At 71.7% G+C, this 14,573-nt stretch carries 19 protein-coding genes; 11 read left to right on the top strand and 8 right to left on the bottom strand.

All coding sequences use genetic code 11. The annotated features are described in order from the left end of the window. Positions 1 to 17: 17 nt before the first annotated feature. The 6 genes from ACFYW5_RS18210 to ACFYW5_RS18235 all read right to left on the bottom strand — a co-directional run bounded on the left by ACFYW5_RS18210 (position 18) and on the right by ACFYW5_RS18235 (position 5,412). Entirely contained in the window at positions 18 to 1,451 is a 1,434-nt protein-coding gene (locus ACFYW5_RS18210; RefSeq protein ID WP_389418020.1) for an ATP-binding protein, read from the bottom strand. Next, positions 1,448 to 2,185, bottom strand: a complete 738-nt coding sequence (locus ACFYW5_RS18215) for a response regulator transcription factor (protein ID WP_389418021.1) — start codon at positions 2,183 to 2,185, stop codon at positions 1,448 to 1,450. Before ACFYW5_RS18215 ends, ACFYW5_RS18210 begins: the two co-directional genes overlap by 4 nt. An 81-nt stretch (positions 2,186 to 2,266) precedes the next feature. Continuing rightward, on the bottom strand, positions 2,267 to 2,440 hold the full coding sequence (locus ACFYW5_RS18220) for a hypothetical protein (RefSeq protein ID WP_389418023.1): 174 nt from the start codon (positions 2,438 to 2,440) through the stop codon (positions 2,267 to 2,269). 10 nt (positions 2,441 to 2,450) lie between these two features. Beyond that, positions 2,451 to 3,443, bottom strand: a complete 993-nt coding sequence (locus tag ACFYW5_RS18225) for a S1C family serine protease (RefSeq protein ID WP_389418024.1) — start codon at positions 3,441 to 3,443, stop codon at positions 2,451 to 2,453. Between the two features lie 82 nt (positions 3,444 to 3,525). Then, the gene (locus ACFYW5_RS18230) at positions 3,526 to 4,548 is read right to left on the bottom strand and encodes a LacI family DNA-binding transcriptional regulator (RefSeq protein WP_389418025.1); all 1,023 of its coding nucleotides are present in this window, start codon (positions 4,546 to 4,548) and stop codon (positions 3,526 to 3,528) included. Positions 4,549 to 4,632: 84 nt separating this feature from the next. Beyond that, complete coding sequence (locus tag ACFYW5_RS18235; RefSeq protein WP_389418026.1) at positions 4,633 to 5,412, bottom strand: winged-helix domain-containing protein; 780 nt, start codon at positions 5,410 to 5,412, stop codon at positions 4,633 to 4,635. A gap of 173 nt (positions 5,413 to 5,585) precedes the next feature. On the opposite strand from ACFYW5_RS18235, the gene ACFYW5_RS18240 reads away from it, so the two are divergent. From ACFYW5_RS18240 to ACFYW5_RS18275, 8 genes are all read left to right on the top strand, one after another. Next, positions 5,586 to 6,458 (top strand): alpha/beta hydrolase, encoded by an 873-nt coding sequence (locus tag ACFYW5_RS18240; RefSeq protein WP_389418027.1) that lies wholly within the window; start codon positions 5,586 to 5,588, stop codon positions 6,456 to 6,458. Positions 6,459 to 6,516: 58 nt separating this feature from the next. After that, the gene (locus tag ACFYW5_RS18245) at positions 6,517 to 6,771 is read left to right on the top strand and encodes a MoaD/ThiS family protein (RefSeq protein ID WP_389418028.1); all 255 of its coding nucleotides are present in this window, start codon (positions 6,517 to 6,519) and stop codon (positions 6,769 to 6,771) included. Between the two features lie 3 nt (positions 6,772 to 6,774). Further along, positions 6,775 to 7,962, top strand: coding sequence for a hypothetical protein (locus ACFYW5_RS18250; RefSeq protein WP_389418029.1), 1,188 nt, complete (start codon positions 6,775 to 6,777; stop codon positions 7,960 to 7,962). Positions 7,963 to 8,078: 116 nt separating this feature from the next. Then, on the top strand, positions 8,079 to 8,804 hold the full coding sequence (locus ACFYW5_RS18255) for a DUF2993 domain-containing protein (RefSeq protein ID WP_389418030.1): 726 nt from the start codon (positions 8,079 to 8,081) through the stop codon (positions 8,802 to 8,804). A gap of 198 nt (positions 8,805 to 9,002) precedes the next feature. Then, positions 9,003 to 9,083 carry an Ms5788A family Cys-rich leader peptide gene (locus ACFYW5_RS18260; RefSeq protein ID WP_350751515.1) on the top strand — a complete coding sequence of 27 codons (81 nt, stop codon included), beginning with the start codon at positions 9,003 to 9,005 and terminating at the stop codon, positions 9,081 to 9,083. A 125-nt stretch (positions 9,084 to 9,208) separates the two neighbouring features. After that, on the top strand, positions 9,209 to 10,054 hold the full coding sequence (locus tag ACFYW5_RS18265; RefSeq protein ID WP_389418031.1) for a sulfurtransferase: 846 nt from the start codon (positions 9,209 to 9,211) through the stop codon (positions 10,052 to 10,054). Between the two features lie 33 nt (positions 10,055 to 10,087). Next, a complete protein-coding gene (locus ACFYW5_RS18270; RefSeq protein ID WP_015659522.1) occupies positions 10,088 to 10,375 on the top strand; it encodes a DUF1416 domain-containing protein in 288 nt (95 codons plus the stop codon). Between the two features lie 85 nt (positions 10,376 to 10,460). Further along, on the top strand, positions 10,461 to 10,727 hold the full coding sequence (locus ACFYW5_RS18275) for a DUF3099 domain-containing protein (RefSeq protein ID WP_389418032.1): 267 nt from the start codon (positions 10,461 to 10,463) through the stop codon (positions 10,725 to 10,727). 13 nt (positions 10,728 to 10,740) lie between these two features. On the opposite strand, the gene ACFYW5_RS18280 is transcribed toward ACFYW5_RS18275, so the two are convergent. Beyond that, positions 10,741 to 11,103, bottom strand: coding sequence for a DsrE family protein (locus ACFYW5_RS18280; protein WP_351984740.1), 363 nt, complete (start codon positions 11,101 to 11,103; stop codon positions 10,741 to 10,743). A 102-nt stretch (positions 11,104 to 11,205) separates the two neighbouring features. Here ACFYW5_RS18280 and ACFYW5_RS18285 point away from each other — a divergent pair, with 102 nt between their 5' ends. Then, the gene (locus ACFYW5_RS18285) at positions 11,206 to 11,967 is read left to right on the top strand and encodes a hypothetical protein (RefSeq protein WP_389418033.1); all 762 of its coding nucleotides are present in this window, start codon (positions 11,206 to 11,208) and stop codon (positions 11,965 to 11,967) included. Positions 11,968 to 12,752: 785 nt separating this feature from the next. On the opposite strand, the gene ACFYW5_RS18290 is transcribed toward ACFYW5_RS18285, so the two are convergent. After that, entirely contained in the window at positions 12,753 to 13,007 is a 255-nt protein-coding gene (locus tag ACFYW5_RS18290; RefSeq protein WP_389418034.1) for a hypothetical protein, read from the bottom strand. 123 nt (positions 13,008 to 13,130) lie between these two features. Here ACFYW5_RS18290 and ACFYW5_RS18295 point away from each other — a divergent pair, with 123 nt between their 5' ends. Then, positions 13,131 to 13,664: a hypothetical protein gene (locus ACFYW5_RS18295; RefSeq protein WP_389418035.1), complete on the top strand. Its 534-nt coding sequence runs from the start codon at positions 13,131 to 13,133 to the stop codon at positions 13,662 to 13,664. Beyond that, positions 13,661 to 14,521 (top strand): hypothetical protein, encoded by an 861-nt coding sequence (locus tag ACFYW5_RS18300; protein WP_389418036.1) that lies wholly within the window; start codon positions 13,661 to 13,663, stop codon positions 14,519 to 14,521. The genes ACFYW5_RS18295 and ACFYW5_RS18300 overlap by 4 nt, the downstream gene beginning before the upstream one ends. Positions 14,522 to 14,573 lie beyond the last annotated feature (52 nt).

Raw genomic sequence — 14,573 nt, forward strand, 5'->3', positions numbered from 1 at the left:
GGAAGGTTGCCGCGGACCTACGGCAGGTCCGGCGGGGGCGTCGGCGCCCCCGGCAGCCGCACCGTCGCGATCGCGCCGCCGCCCTCCGCGCGGGCCAGCGACACCTCGCCGCCCGCCTGCTGGACCGTACGGGCCACGATGGACAGGCCGAGGCCCGAGCCGGGGAGGGCGCGGGCGCTGGGGGAGCGCCAGAAGCGGTCGAAGACGTGCGGGAGTTCCTCGGCCGGGATGCCCGGGCCGTGGTCGCGGACGGTGAGGACGCCGTCGGCGAGCTGCACCTCGATGGTGCCGCCCTCGGGGCTGAACTTCACCGCGTTGTCCAGGATGTTGACCACCGCGCGCTCCAGCGCGGTCGGCTCCGCGCGGACGTACCAGGGCTGCAGGTCGGCCCTGATCGTCAGTTCCGGTCCGCGGAGCCGTGCCCGGCGCAGGGCGGACTCGACGGTGTCCTCCAGCGGCACCACCTGGACGCGTTCGCCGCGCTGGCCCTCCGAGCGGGACAGTTCCTGGAGGTCGCCGATCAGGGCGGCCAGTTCCGTCATCTGCGCCTTCACCGAGGCGAGCAGGGCCTTGCGGTCCTCCGGGGGGATGGGGCGGCCGGTCTCCTCGCTGCGGGTGAGGAGTTCGATGTTGGTGCGCAGGGAGGTCAGGGGGGTGCGCAGCTCGTGGCCCGCGTCGGCGATCAGCTGCTGCTGGAGCTCGCGGGAGCTGGCCAGGGACGAGGTCATCGAGTTGAAGGAGCGGGAGAGGCGGGCGATCTCGTCCTCGCTGTCCTCGTCCACCGGGATGCGCACGTTCAAGTCCTCGGTGCGGGCCACGTGTTCCACGGCGTCGGTGAGCTTGTCCACGGGGCGCAGGCCCGCGCGGGCGACGGCGAGACCGGCGGCTCCGGCACCGAGGACTCCGATGCCGGAGACGAGGAGGAGGATGAGGGCGAGTTCGTTGAGGGTCGACTCGGTGCCCTTGAGGGGGGTCGCCACGAGCAGGGCGACGCCTTGTGAGTCGGCCGCGTCGACGCCCAGGTACAAGGTCAGGACGCGCACGGAGTTGCCGTCCTCGTCGCTGCCGTTGCGAACGGTCGCTTCGTCGCGGGTGGCAGCCTTGATCACGTCCCTGTCGGAGCCGGTGACCTTGACGACGCCCAGGGAGTTGGGGTCGACACAGGGCTCGCCCTCCTCCTTGATCAGCTGGATGTAGTCCTTGGGAATCCACCGCCCCCCGGTGCCCGGCTGCTCGGTCGGCGAGCAGTTCTGAAGGAGCGACGCCACCGTGCCGGGCCGCTTCACCATGTCCCTGAGGTCGCTGTCCACCTGCTCGTACAGCTTCCCCTGCACAATGAACCAGCAGGTCACCGAGACCGCCGCCACCCCGAACGCGACCGCCGCCGCCACCAGCAGCGCCAGCCGGGACCGGATCGGCAGCGCCCGAAAGCGCCGTAGCACCCTTCTCACTCCGCGCCGCCCTGCCGCAGCACGTACCCCACACCCCGCACCGTGTGCACGAGCCGCGGCTCGCCGCCCGCCTCCGTCTTGCGCCGCAGGTACATGACGTACACGTCCAGCGAATTCGACGACGGCTCGAAGTCGAAGCCCCACACCGCCTTCAGGATCTGCTCCCGCGTCAGCACCTGGCGCGGGTGCGCCATGAACATCTCCAGCAGGGTGAACTCCGTGCGGGTCAGCTCCACCGGCCGCCCGCCCCGCGTCACCTCCCGCGTCGCCAGGTTCATGCGCAGGTCGGCGAAGGTGAGGGCCTCGTCCTCCTGGACCGCCCCCGCCCCGGCCGCCGCCGCGTACGAGCTGCGCCGCAGCAGGGCGCGGACCCGGGCGAACAGCTCGTCCAGCTCGAACGGCTTGACCAGGTAGTCGTCGGCGCCCGCGTCGAGCCCGGTGACCCGGTCGCCGACCGTGTCGCGGGCCGTCAGCATGAGGATCGGCGTCGTGTCGCCCGCCCCCCGGATGCGGCGAGCGGCGGTCAGCCCGTCCATGCGGGGCATCTGGATGTCGAGGACGACGAGGTCGGGACGGTAGGCCGCCGCCTTCTCCAGGGCGTCCGCGCCGTCGACGGCCACCTCCGTGGCGTACCCCTCGAAGGCGAGACTGCGCTGGAGGGCTTCCCGCACCGCGGGCTCGTCGTCGACGATCAGGATGCGCTGGGGGTCACGGTCGCCATCGGCGGGGCTCATGGGCTCGGGTTCCTCGGGTGCGGAAGGACGGGTCGACGCCTTCAGCGTCGCATGTTCGCAGCGGGTGCGTTGAGGGACAGGTCAGGCCCGTGCGGGCGTACGGCGGTGGGCGCGGCGGGTGGTCGTACGGCCCGTGGCCAGCTCGGGGGCCCGGGGCGGCGCGGGGGCGTGCAGCTCGTACGCCACCTCCAGGGCCGCCGCGAAGCGCGCCGGGTCGGTGTCGGCGGGGGCCGGGTGCGAGACCTGTTTGATCATGACGTACCCCTCAGTTCTGGGACCCCGACCGCAGCTTCGCGAGGTCGGACTTGACGGTGTTGACCGGGATGGCGAAGCCGAGGCCGACGCTGCCGGCGTCGGAGGAGGCCGAAGCCGACGAGTACATCGCGGAGTTGATGCCGATGATGTCGCCGTTCATGTCGATCAGCGCGCCGCCGGAGTTGCCCGGGTTCAGCGAGGCGTCGGTCTGCAGCGCCTTGTACGTCGTCGTGGACGAGCCGGTGTCGCCGTTGAACTCCTGGCCGCCGAACTCGAACGGCCAGCCCCCGCCGCCCTGCTGCTGTTGCTGCCGGCCCTCGCCGGTGGAGACGGTGACATCGCGGTCGAGCGCCGAGACGATGCCGCTGGTCACGGTGCCGGTCAGGCCCTCGGGCGAGCCGATCGCCACGACCGTGTCACCCACCTGGACGCCGTCGGAGTCGCCGAGGCTCGCCGCCTGCAGTCCCGAGGCGTCCGCGAGCTTGATCAGCGCGAGGTCCTTGCCGCTGTCGGTGCCGACGACCTCGGCGCTGTACTCCTTGCCGTCGCTGGTCGTCACCTTGATCGAGGAGGCGCCGGAGATGACGTGGTTGTTGGTGATGATCTCGCCGTCGCTGGTGATGATCACGCCGGAACCGGTGGACTCACCGGAGTTCGACGTCGCGCTGATCTCGACGATGCTGGGGCTGACCGCCTCGGCGATGGCCGCGATGTCGCCCTTCTTGGCGGCGGGCACCACGCTGGTGGTCGTGGTGCCGGCGGCGACGGTGTCACTGCCGGTCAGTTCCTGGACGGCGTACGCGCTCCCGCCGCCCACGGCCGCGGCCACCAGGGCGACGGCGGCGAGGAGGGCGAGGGGGCCGCGGGCCCGCTTCCTGCGCGGAGTGTCCTCGGTCCGGGTGGTCGGCTGGTATGCCGGCGGAGGCGGCCATTCCGGGTGCACGGAGGCCGAAGCGTGCTGCTCGTACTCGCCGTCGCGGCGGAAGCTCTCGGTCATGTCCATGAGCTTGTCGCCCGACGATGAGAGCTCCCTGAGCGCTTCCTGAGAAGCCCGACAGAACCTCGTATGCCCGTTGTAAAGGCGGCTACGCGCAGCCGCAGGACTGCCGCACCACGAGCCGCGACGGGAACACCTTCAGCCGCTCCCGCCGGGAACCGGCGACCCGCAGACCGTCGTCCAGCACCAGGTCGACCGCGGCCCGGGCCATGGCGGACCGGTCGCTCGCGACCGTGGTCAGCGGCGGATCCGCCAGGTCCGCCTCCTTGATGTCGTCGAACCCGGCGACGGCCAGCTCGCCCGGCACCTCGATGCGCAGCTCCCGGGCGGCCCGCAGCACACCGATCGCCTGGTCGTCGGTGGAGCAGAAGATCGCCGGCGGACGCCGGGGCCCGGCGAGGATCTCCAGCGCTATCCGGTAGGCGTCGTACCGGTTGTACGGCGCCTCGAAGAGCCGTCCCTCGGTCGGGAGGCCGGCCTCCTCCATCGCCCGCTTCCAGCCCTCGACGTGGTCGGAGACCGGGTCGCCGACCGAAGGGGTCTCGGCGGTGCCGCCCATACAGGCGACGTAGTCGTAGCCGTGCTCCAGCAGATGCCGGACGGCGAGCTGGGCGCCGCCGAGGTCGTCGGTGACGACGGCGACGTCGTCGATCGCCTCGGGGCGTTCGTGGAGCAGCACCACCCGGGCGTCCCAGGCGTCGATCTCCGCGGCGGCCAGGTCGTTCAGCGCGTGGCTGACCAGGATCAGACCGGAGACCCGCATCCCCAGGAAGGCCCGCAGATAGTGGACCTCGCGCTCGCCGACGTAGTCGGTGTTGCCGACCAGGACCATCTTCCCGCGCTCGGAGGCGGCCTGCTCGACCGCGTGCGCCATCTCCCCGAAGAAGGGCTGGCGCGCGTCCGGGATGATCAGGCCTATGAGGTCCGTGCGCCGCGAGGCCATGGCCTGCGCGACCCGGTCGGGCCGGTACCCCAGCTCCTTGATCGCGGCGAGGACACGCTCGCGGGTGGCCGGGGCAACCGGCCGGGGTCCGTTGTTGATGACATAGCTGACGACGGCAGTGGAGGTTCCTGCCAGCCGCGCCACGTCATCCCTGGTTACCTTGGCCACGCGCGGAGTCTACGCGGATGGACCCGCTCTGGGCAGGGCGTAAAGCAGCCCGGCCGCACCCCGCCCGAGCGCGGTCCGGGAGTCCTAGGCGTCCGCACTGACCTCGACACCGTCCAGGACGGCCGTCTCGTCCGCATCCTCCGCCTTTTGCGGTGCCGCCTTGGCCCGCGCCTCCTCGGCGCCGCGCTCGCTCTTCTCGGGCGTAACGAATCGATAACCCACGTTCCGGACCGTGCCGATCAGCGACTCGTGCTCCGGGCCGAGCTTGGCGCGCAGGCGCCGGACGTGCACGTCGACCGTGCGGGTGCCGCCGAAGTAGTCGTAGCCCCAGACCTCCTGGAGCAGCTGCGCGCGGGTGAAGACGCGGCCCGGGTGCTGGGCGAGGTACTTGAGGAGCTCGAACTCCTTGAAGGTGAGGTCGAGGACCCGGCCCTTGAGCTTCGCGGAGTAGGTCGCCTCGTCGACGGAGAGGTCGCCGTTGCGGATCTCCATGGGGGAGTCGTCGTTGACGATCTGCTGGCGGCCCATGGCCAGTCGCAGCCGCGCCTCGACCTCCGCCGGTCCCGCGGTGTCCAGGAGCACGTCGTCGATGCCCCAGTCGGCGGTGACGGCGGCGAGGCCGCCCTCGGTGACGACGAGGATGAGCGGGCAGCCGGGGCCGGTGGAGCGCAGCAGCTGGCACAGGCTGCGCACCTGCGGCAGATCACGGCGGCCGTCGATCAGGATGACGTCGGCGCCCGGGGTGTCGACGAGGGCGGGGCCCTCGGCCGGGGCCACTCGCACGTTGTGCAGGAGCAGGCCGAGAGCCGGGAGCACCTCCGTCGACGGCTGGAGGGCATTGGTCAGGAGCAGCAGAGAACTCATACGTCTGGTTCCTCCTCGGTCCCTGCGAGGACGTTTGCGGCACAGCGGTACAGCTCTGCCTCCCGAAGGCTCCGTACACCCGCGGTTTCCCGCGTCGTATACAACGCTTCCGAAAGCACAAAAGGACCCGGGGGCTTCGCTGCCCGAGTCCTCTGCCCAGCACAATAGCCCACATGAGGACTGGTCCGGCAGGTCATGTGGCGCGTTCGACGCCTGTTCCGAACTCTGAGACGACCAGACGCCCCCCTATGCGGACGTTTCTGCGCACCGACGACGGAGTGGCCATCGATTCCGTATACGAACCGGGCCGGTCCGTGTACGACGCCGGAACGACACCTTCCGATGGCCCGGTGTTCGTGGTCGCGCACGGCTTCACGGGCGATGTGGAGCGCCCGCACGTGCGCCGGGTGGCGACCGCGTTCGCGCAGTACGGGGCCGTGGTCACGTTCTCCTTCCGGGGCCACGGCCGCTCGGGCGGGCGGTCGACGGTGGGGGACCGGGAGGTGCTCGACCTGGCGGCCGCGGTGGCGTGGGCGCGGGACCTCGGGCACGCGCGCGTGGTGACGGTGGGCTTCTCCATGGGCGGGTCCGTGGTGCTGCGGCACGGGGCGCTGTACGGACCCGGGGGCCCGATGCGCGAGGGGCGCACGGAAGCGCGTACGGACGCGGTGGTCTCGGTCAGTGCCCCCGCCCGCTGGTACTACCGGGGCACGGCCCCTATGCGGCGCCTGCACTGGCTGGTAACCCGCCCCGAGGGCCGCCTGGTGGGCCGCTACGGACTGCGGACCCGCATCCACCACCGGGACTGGAGCCCGGTGCCGCTCTCCCCGGTGGAGTCGGTGCCGGGGATCGCCCCGGCCCCGCTGCTGATCGTGCACGGCGACCGCGACGGCTACTTCCCGCTCGACCACCCGCGCATGCTGGCCGAGGCCGCCGGTGACCACGGCGAACTGTGGCTGGAGCCGGGCATGGGCCACGCCGAGCACGCGGCCACCGACGACCTGCTGGCCCGCATCGGTCACTGGGCCGTCGGCCGGGCGGGCTAGCCTGGCCCTGCCGGCAGGTGCGGAAACCTGTCGGCGGCCGAAGGGACAGAGGAACGGGATGGCAAAGGTCACGGTGCGCTACTGGGCCGCCGCGAAGGCCGCGGCCGGGGTCGCGCAGGAGCCGTACGAGGCGGCCACGCTCGCCGACGCGCTCGCCGCGGTGCGGGGGCGACACCCCGGGGAACTCTCGCGCGTCCTGCTGCGATGCTCCTTCCTCATCGACGGTGACCCCGTGGGTACCCGCGAGCATGAGACGGTACGGCTGGCCGACGGCGGCACGGTCGAGGTGCTCCCGCCGTTCGCAGGAGGATGAGCGATGACCAACCAGCCGTACCACGGCGAACAGCCCTACCAGGGTGAGCAGTCGTACCAAGGTGAGCAGCCCTACCAGGGCGACCAGCGGTACCAGGGCAGCCAGCCGTATCAGGGCGGCCAGCCGTATCAGGGCGGGTACGACGCCTACGACCCGTACGGGCAGCAGCAGGCGCAGGCCCAGCAGGGGTGGCAGGGGTACGAGGACCCGCAGGCCGCCCAGCACTACACCCAGCAGTGGCAGGGGCAGACCTGGGAGACGCAGGTCCAGGCACCGGTGTCGGCGGCGGAGACGGCGTACCTGCCCCAGCAGGGGCACCAGCCCTACGCGGCCCCGCTGCCCCCGGAGGCCCCGGCCCCGGAACCGGCCCGGACGCCGGCCCCGGACCCCGCGGCCGGCGAGTCCGGCTACGGCCCGGCCACCATCGCAGGCAACCCCCGCGTCACCGACGCCCAGCGGGCGCGCCTGGAGGGGCGTTCGCCGGTCATCGAGCCCGGCATGCAGCCCGCGGCGCTGACGGCCCTGCTGGGACTGCTCCTGTCGGGCACCGCCGCGATCGGCACGTACGCCCTCCTCGTCCCGTTGGTCGTCCTCCAGGCCGTCACCGCGGCCGGCTGGTTCCGGCTGAACGGCATGTGGCCGGCCCGCCAGGGCATCGCGCTGGCCTTCGCGGGCGCCCTGACGGCGGACGTGGCGCTGCTCGTCGCGGACCGCGCCCCCGCGGCGATCCTCGGCACCCTCGGCGTCTGGGTCCTGCTGGCCCTGGTCCTCCAGCTCCGCTCGCACGCCGACCCGGACGAGCGGATGTACGGCCTGATGGCGACGGTCGCCTCGGCGGCCCTGGCCATCGTGGCGGCCGGGTACCTGGCCGCGGCGGCGGACGCGGTGACGGTGGGCGCGGCGGCGGTGGCGGTCGCCCTGGTGGCCCGGGCCCTTCCGCTGCCCACTCCGGCTTCGGTGATCGTCTCCCTGCTCGCCGCGGCGGGTGCGGGCATCGCGGTCGGCGGGCTGACGGACGTGGGCGCCCAGGGCGCGCTGCTCGGCGCGGCGGCGGGCGGCTGCGCGCTGATCGGCCACCGGGTGGCGAGCTACGACTACCCGTCGAGGTTCGTCCACTTCACCGCGGGCGTGGCACTGCCGCTGGCGGCCGCGGCACCGGCGGTCTACGTGCTGGGACGGGCGCTGGGATAGCGCGTTCGCCTGTCACAGGTGATCGACAATCCGGCGGGCCCCCGACATCGCGGGGTTACTCTCCCCCCAGGGCGGCCACCCGGTCGTCGTGACCGCCTGGGTAGGGGAAACCGACAATGCGCGCACTGCGGATACTGCTGATCGTCGTCGTGGTACTCGGCGGCCTCTTCGTGCTCGCCGACCGGCTGGCCGTCGGGTTCGCCGAGGACGAGGTCGCCGAGAAACTGAAGAACACGGAGAACCTCGCCACCACCCCCGACGTGTCCATCAACGGCTTCCCCTTCCTCACCCAGGTGGCCGGCGGTGAACTGGACGACGTCGAGGTCGGCATCGCGGACTACGAGGCCGCCGCGGGCACCGGCGAGACCATCCGCATCGACGATCTCCAGGCGAACATGAGGGGCGTGCGGTTCTCCGGCGACTACAGCTCCGCCACCGCGGCCACCGCGAACGGCACCGCGAGCATCTCCTACGACGAACTGCTCAAGGCCGCCGAGTCGGAACCGCGGCAGATCTTCCCCGGGGCGACCGCCGAGGTCGTCGGCCTCTCCGACGGCGGCAACGGCAAGATCAAGGTGAACGTCAGGGTCGAGGCCGCGGGCCTGGCGCGGACCTACCCCGTGCTCAGCACGGTCACCGTCGACGGTGACATCGTGAAGGTGCACGCCGACAACCTGCCGAACCTGGTCGTCGAGGTGGCGGAGGGCGAGGTCCGCTCGATCACCGATTTCGAGCAGCGGATCGACGGGTTGCCGGGCGGCATCCAGCTGGACAAGGTCGAGGCGGCGAAGAACGGCGTGGAGATCGCGGTGCGGGGTTCGAACGTCCGGCTCGCGGGGTAATACGCCCGTTGGTGAACGCCCGGTGTCCGAGGGGCGAGACGGCGCCGTCCGCAGCGTAGATGTGACGACGGATACAGGGGGCCGAAAGCCGTACGGGGCAGGGCCGGGCCCCTCATTCATCCCACATCCCGGACGATCGTGTCTCAGCATGCGACACGCCGGTGACACGCATGGCCGTCTCTCCCTACGATCGCAGCTATGAAGCGACAGGCGGATCTCACGAAGCGGCGGGCAGTAGACCTGTGCCGCGTCGCCGCCATGCTCTGTCGCCCCTTCTGAGCGAAGAGCGCCGACTCCTCGCATCCCCCGCCGCCCTGCCCAGGGCATTCGTGCGCCGCCGCACCCGGAACGCGCACCCCTCTCACTTGCACGCCCCGCCGCAACTGCCCCGGAGGAGAACAAGCATGAGCCGCAGCGACGTCCTGGTCGACGCCGACTGGCTCCAGGAGCACCTGGACGACAGCAACATCGCGATCGTGGAGGTGGACGAGGACACGTCCGCCTACGAGAAGAACCACATCAAGAACGCGATCCGCATCGACTGGACCAAGGACCTGCAGGACCCGGTCCGCCGCGACTTCATCGACCAGGAGGGCTTCGAGAAGCTCCTGTCGGCGAAGGGCATCGCCAACGACACGCTGGTGATCCTCTACGGCGGCAACAACAACTGGTTCGCGTCGTACGCCTACTGGTACTTCAAGCTGTACGGCCACGAGAACGTCAAGCTCCTCGACGGCGGCCGCAAGAAGTGGGAGCTGGACGCCCGCGAGCTGGTCGACGGCACCGAGGTGCCCGAGCGTCCGGCGACCCAGTACAAGGCCAAGGCCCAGGACACCTCCATCCGCGCCTTCCGGGACGACGTGGTCGCCGCGATCGGTTCGCAGAACCTGGTCGACGTGCGCTCGCCCGACGAGTTCTCCGGCAAGCTGCTCGCCCCGGCCCACCTGCCGCAGGAGCAGTCGCAGCGCCCGGGCCACGTCCCGTCCGCCCGCAACATCCCGTGGTCGAAGAACGCCAACGACGACGGCACCTTCAAGTCGGACGAGGAGCTCAAGGAGCTCTACGCCGAGGAGCAGGTGGACCTGGCCAAGGACACGATCGCCTACTGCCGGATCGGTGAGCGCTCGGCGCTGACCTGGTTCGTGCTGCACGAGCTGCTCGGCGTGGAGAACGTCAAGAACTACGACGGCTCCTGGACCGAGTACGGCTCCCTCGTCGGCGTGCCGATCGAGCTCGGCGCCAACAAGTAAGCCCCGACCTTCCAGACCCCTCAGGAGATTCACATGTGCGGAGCGAAGGCCGGCGGCCCCGACGCCTCGACGATCAAGCCCGGTGAGACCACCATCCAGGGCCAGGTGACGAAGGACGGCGAGCCCATCGTCGGCTACGTCCGGCTGCTGGACTCGACCGGCGAGTTCACCGCGGAGGTCCCCACCTCCGCCACGGGCCAGTTCCGCTTCTACGCGGCCGAGGGCACGTGGACCGTGCGGGCGCTGGTGCCCGGCGGCACCGCGGACCGTACCGTCGTCGCCCAGCAGGGCGGCCTGGCGGAGGTCGCGATCGCGGTCTGAGGACCCCTGTACGGCCGAAGGGCCGCACCCCCGGGTTGGACGCCGGGGTGCGGCCCTTCCGCCTGTCCGGACCTACCCTGGAGGTATGTACGCACGGCGGCGTCGTCTGTACTTCGCCATGATGGGCAGCTGCATCGTGCTGTTCGTCCTGGCCTGGGCCGTCGTACGCCTGTGGTCGGTGCCGGTGGCGGTGGGCATGTGCGTGGTGGCGATGGTGATCCCGCCGCTGGCCGCGGTGATCGCCAACCGGCGGGGTCCCGACGACCGCTGGTGGGACGACCCCTCCGGTGACCCGAAGTCCGACGAGTGGTGGGACGAACTGGACGGCAGGAACCGTCCGCGGTCTCAGTAGGTCTCGGTAGGTCTCAGTAGACGAGCGCCTGCGTCTCGTCCCCCAGCGCCTCCTGGACGAACACCTGCGCGCCCGCGATGCGTACGCCGTCCAGGACGTCCTTCTCGGTGATGTCCCGGCGTGCCGCGCACTGCGTGCACAGGGTCACCCGGCCGCCCGCCAGGAGCGAGTCGAGCAGGTCGGGCAGCGGGGCCGCGTGCGGCAGTTCGAACTCGGCGGCCCGGCCCGGGAGGGCGAACCACGCGGACTCCCCGGTCAGCCACAGGGAGACCTCGACCCCGCTGGCGACGGCCACTGCCGCCACCGTGAACGCCTGTGAGCAGCGCTCGGGGGCGTCCGCTCCGGCCGTCACCTTGATCACGAGCTTCTTCGCCATGGCTGAATCGTAATCAACTCTCCTACAACCAAGAGCTTTGGCCATGGGTCTCCTGTGAGCGCGCATACGGAATGCGTGCTTCACGTTCTGTGGGGGGACGTTGTGGAAGTACCCGAAGAGGCGGCCCCTGAGCCGTCCCGCCCGCGCCGCCGTGGGCGTACGACGCTGCTGCTCACCGGCGCGGCCCTGCTCGGCCTGGTGGCCGGCACCTGCGTCGGCTATCTCGTCCAGGCCGACCGCGCGCCGACACGGCTGCCGTCGCTCTCGCAGCCGGAGCTGACGCAGGCCCGGGGCAAGGGCCCGGCGCCGCTGTCCGCCGCGCACGATCGCCAGGTCAGGACCGACGGCGATCTGCGCAAGCTGCTGCTGAAGAAGCCGGCCGGAGCGAAGAAGGCCCAGTGGCTCGACGGCTCCGACGGCTGGATGGACCTGGCCGGTTACGCCGAGACCTTCGGTGGGCCGGAAGGCGCGTACCGGAACATGGCCTCCACCTTCCGCCGCGCGGCCGTCACCGCCTGGGAGACCGACTCGTACACCGTCGAGATCCGGCTGGTCCAGTACCGGCAGGAGGAGTTCATGGCCGCCAGGAACTCCGCGCGGGACGGCCAGTACTGGGCCGACGGCAGCCATCCCTGGTCCGAGGGCGACGAGAACACCGACAGCTGGACCGTCCCGGGCACCGAGGACGGCATGGCCTACGTCCACACGGTCCCGGATTCCGAGCCGGGCTACGAGCCCCTCTACGCGGCGGAGGCCCACGCCTGGCGCGGCGACATCGCCGTGGAGATCTGGGTCTACAGCCCGACCCCGATCACCAAGAAGACCATCCTGCCCCTGGCCGAACGCCAAATGGAGCGGCTGTGACCACACCAAAAACCGCCCCGGAACCCGGATCCGGATCAGATGCCGCCACCCAGCCCGGGGCAGAGGCCGGGGCTGAGACTGAGCCCGGCCCCGGGCCCGAGCCGGCGACCGAAGCCGAGACGGCAACCGAGACGGTGAGCGAGTCCGGACACGAGGCCGACGTCGAGACCACGCCCACGCCCGGGAGCCGGCCTGAGACCGCCGACGAGGCTGAATCCGGAACCGAGCCCGGGATCGAGACCACACCCGCAGCGGCAACCGGGCCCGGGTCCGAGGCCGAGACCGCAGCCGCGGCGGCAACCGGGACCGGGTCCGGGTCTGGGTCCGGGTCTGGGGCCGAGTCCGAGTCCGAGGCCGATACCGGGACCAGCGCCGGGACTGAGACCGCGATTGGGATCGGAACCGGGACCGTGACCGAGTCGGGGGTCGAGGCCGGGACTGAGGCCCCGGCCGCGATTCGATCCGAGTCGGAGACCGTGACGAAGACCGCGACCGCAGCCGCAGCGGCAACCGGGACCGCGTTCGGGTCCGGGCCCGAGGCTGGGCCTGAGGCCGCGACGGCAACCGCTCCCGCGACCGTGGTCGGGACCGAGTCCGGGGCCCCGGCCGGGTCCGGCTCCACGAAGGTGATCGGGTCCGGGGCCAACACCGGGCCCGAGGCCGCAGCCGCGACCGCGATCGGATCCGAGCCCGGGTCCGGGGTTGAGACCGCGACCGCGACCGGGATCGGGTCTGGGGTTGAGATCGCCGCCGCGACCGTGTCCGAGTCGGTGTCTGCGCCTGCCTCAGGAGCCGAGTCTGCGACCGCGATCGGGGCCGAGCCCGAGTCCGAGTCCGAGTCCGAGTCCGAGCCCGAGCCCGAGCCCGAGCCCGAGCCCGAGCCCGAGCCCGAGCCCGAGCCCGCAGCCGCGACCGCCGGGGTCGGGGTCATAGGCGGCGGGCAGGGTTCGGGGGGCAGGAAGGCTCCTCGGCTTGGGCGAGTTGTTCGGGTCGGTGGGGTTCTGTTGTTGGTTGCGGCCGTGGTTGTCGGGGTTGGGCATACCGTCGTGACCGTGCGGGGGGCCGAGCGGGATGCGGGGGCGCCTGTGTGGGTGTATCCGGAGGGTGACGGGCCCGCTCGTGAGAACCGGGCGGAACGGCCCTCCGGGCTTGCCGGGAGCCTCGTGCCGTATGGCACCCGGGGGTGGGAACGGGGGCCCGACCTCGGGGAGTTCGGTTCCGACGTGTCGCTCGGCGGGGCCCAGGCCACCGCCCTGCGCAAGGAGTCCCTGCGCGGTCTGCCCCGCACCCAGCGCCGGCAGCTGGAGGAGCAGATCGACAAGGCACGGATCACCGGCATGGCGATGCGCAGCTACGTCGACACGGAGAACGGCGGCGCGTTCACCGCGAGCGTCGTGCTGTCCCAGATGGAGAACCGCTCCACCGTCCGGGGCAGCTCGACCTTCCAGAGCGAGCTCCTCGACTCCCTGGGCTTCTTCCGGGACGGCCCGAAGATCAAGGGCTACAAGAACGCCCGCTGCTTCCTGTCCCCGAAGGACGAGGACGTGGCCCTGGACTACCTGTACTGCTCCGCCTACCAGGGCGACGTCCTGATCACCGTCACCGCGGACGGTGTCGGACCACTGGACACCGACGGCATCGCGGACCTGCTGCGCGTCCAGCTCGACCGCATCGCCGAACCGGGGAAGGCAGTATGAGCGTGCACGAAGACCAGGCGCCCGTGATGGTCATCGACCGCGAGGAGTCCGACGTACCGCCGCCCGTCCCGGCCCCGGCCGCCAAGGTTCCCAAGGACCGCCGGGTCCTGCGCGCCGTCCTGCGCTGGACCGCCGCCGTCACCGTCTTCGCGGCCGTCGGTGCCGCGTCCGCGTACGGCATCACACGGATGGAGCGGACCGACGTACCGGGCCTGGCGACCGCCTCGGACGGGCGCTGGGACTACCCCACGCTCACCCGGCCCCCGCTGCCCTCCGGCAGCCCGGGTCCGCTCGCCGAGGACAACCCGGCCGGCACGCACCACGCCGACCTGCGCGCCCTGCTCCTGCCCGCGCCCGAGGGCGCCACGGAGAACAAGGCGCTGCGCGGCGACGACGGCTGGCTGGCGACTAAGGAGTTCCTGTCGCTGTTCCCCGACCGGGCGGAGCGCGAGGAACTGGGGCAGAAGCTCGTCGACCACGGCCTGCGGCACATCGCCGCCCGCGGCTGGACCACCACCGACGGCACCAGCACCCAGGTGTACCTGCTGCAGTTCGGCACCGCGGAGGTCGTGGACGAGCTGACGTCCGGCAGCATCGCCCCGGCCGGCGGCCCGGCCTACCGGGTGCGCGGCGACACGTTCTCCGAGTACGACGAGGGCTTCGCGCAGATCGAACGGCTGCCGGAGATCATGCGGTACGTCTACGCGGAGGCCGAGCCGTACGGCGCCCAGCAGGTCAGGCAGGCGTACGTGACCGCCGGTGACGTCCTCGCGCTCGTCGTCCAGTCCCGCAAGGGCAAGGCGCTGACCGTCCCCTTCCGGCAGACCGTCACCCTGCAGAGCCAGCTGCTGGGCTGACCTCGCCACGTGGGCCGGGCCCCGGCCGCGTAAGCTGGGGCCCGGCCTTTGT

This window comes from Streptomyces sp. NPDC002779 (assembly GCF_042888685.1).
Lineage (GTDB): Bacteria > Actinomycetota > Actinomycetes > Streptomycetales > Streptomycetaceae > Streptomyces.

Bases quoted from the DNA above. Each gene is read 5' to 3' on its own strand.
- ACFYW5_RS18280 (WP_351984740.1), bottom strand. From the start codon at position 11,103: ATGGCGAAGAAGCTCGTGATCAAGGTGACGGCCGGAGCGGACGCCCCC.
- ACFYW5_RS18250 (WP_389418029.1), top strand. From the start codon at position 6,775: ATGACCAACCAGCCGTACCACGGCGAACAGCCCTACCAGGGTGAGCAG.
- ACFYW5_RS18275 (WP_389418032.1), top strand. From the start codon at position 10,461: ATGTACGCACGGCGGCGTCGTCTGTACTTCGCCATGATGGGCAGCTGC.
- ACFYW5_RS18240 (WP_389418027.1), top strand. From the start codon at position 5,586: ATGAGGACTGGTCCGGCAGGTCATGTGGCGCGTTCGACGCCTGTTCCG.
- ACFYW5_RS18220 (WP_389418023.1), bottom strand. From the start codon at position 2,440: ATGATCAAACAGGTCTCGCACCCGGCCCCCGCCGACACCGACCCGGCG.
- ACFYW5_RS18270 (WP_015659522.1), top strand. From the start codon at position 10,088: ATGTGCGGAGCGAAGGCCGGCGGCCCCGACGCCTCGACGATCAAGCCC.
- ACFYW5_RS18255 (WP_389418030.1), top strand. From the start codon at position 8,079: ATGCGCGCACTGCGGATACTGCTGATCGTCGTCGTGGTACTCGGCGGC.
- ACFYW5_RS18225 (WP_389418024.1), bottom strand. From the start codon at position 3,443: ATGGACATGACCGAGAGCTTCCGCCGCGACGGCGAGTACGAGCAGCAC.
- ACFYW5_RS18260 (WP_350751515.1), top strand. From the start codon at position 9,003: ATGAAGCGACAGGCGGATCTCACGAAGCGGCGGGCAGTAGACCTGTGC.
- ACFYW5_RS18245 (WP_389418028.1), top strand. From the start codon at position 6,517: ATGGCAAAGGTCACGGTGCGCTACTGGGCCGCCGCGAAGGCCGCGGCC.
- ACFYW5_RS18235 (WP_389418026.1), bottom strand. From the start codon at position 5,412: ATGAGTTCTCTGCTGCTCCTGACCAATGCCCTCCAGCCGTCGACGGAG.
- ACFYW5_RS18300 (WP_389418036.1), top strand. From the start codon at position 13,661: ATGAGCGTGCACGAAGACCAGGCGCCCGTGATGGTCATCGACCGCGAG.
- ACFYW5_RS18290 (WP_389418034.1), bottom strand. From the start codon at position 13,007: ATGCCCAACCCCGACAACCACGGCCGCAACCAACAACAGAACCCCACC.
- ACFYW5_RS18215 (WP_389418021.1), bottom strand. From the start codon at position 2,185: ATGAGCCCCGCCGATGGCGACCGTGACCCCCAGCGCATCCTGATCGTC.
- ACFYW5_RS18265 (WP_389418031.1), top strand. From the start codon at position 9,209: ATGAGCCGCAGCGACGTCCTGGTCGACGCCGACTGGCTCCAGGAGCAC.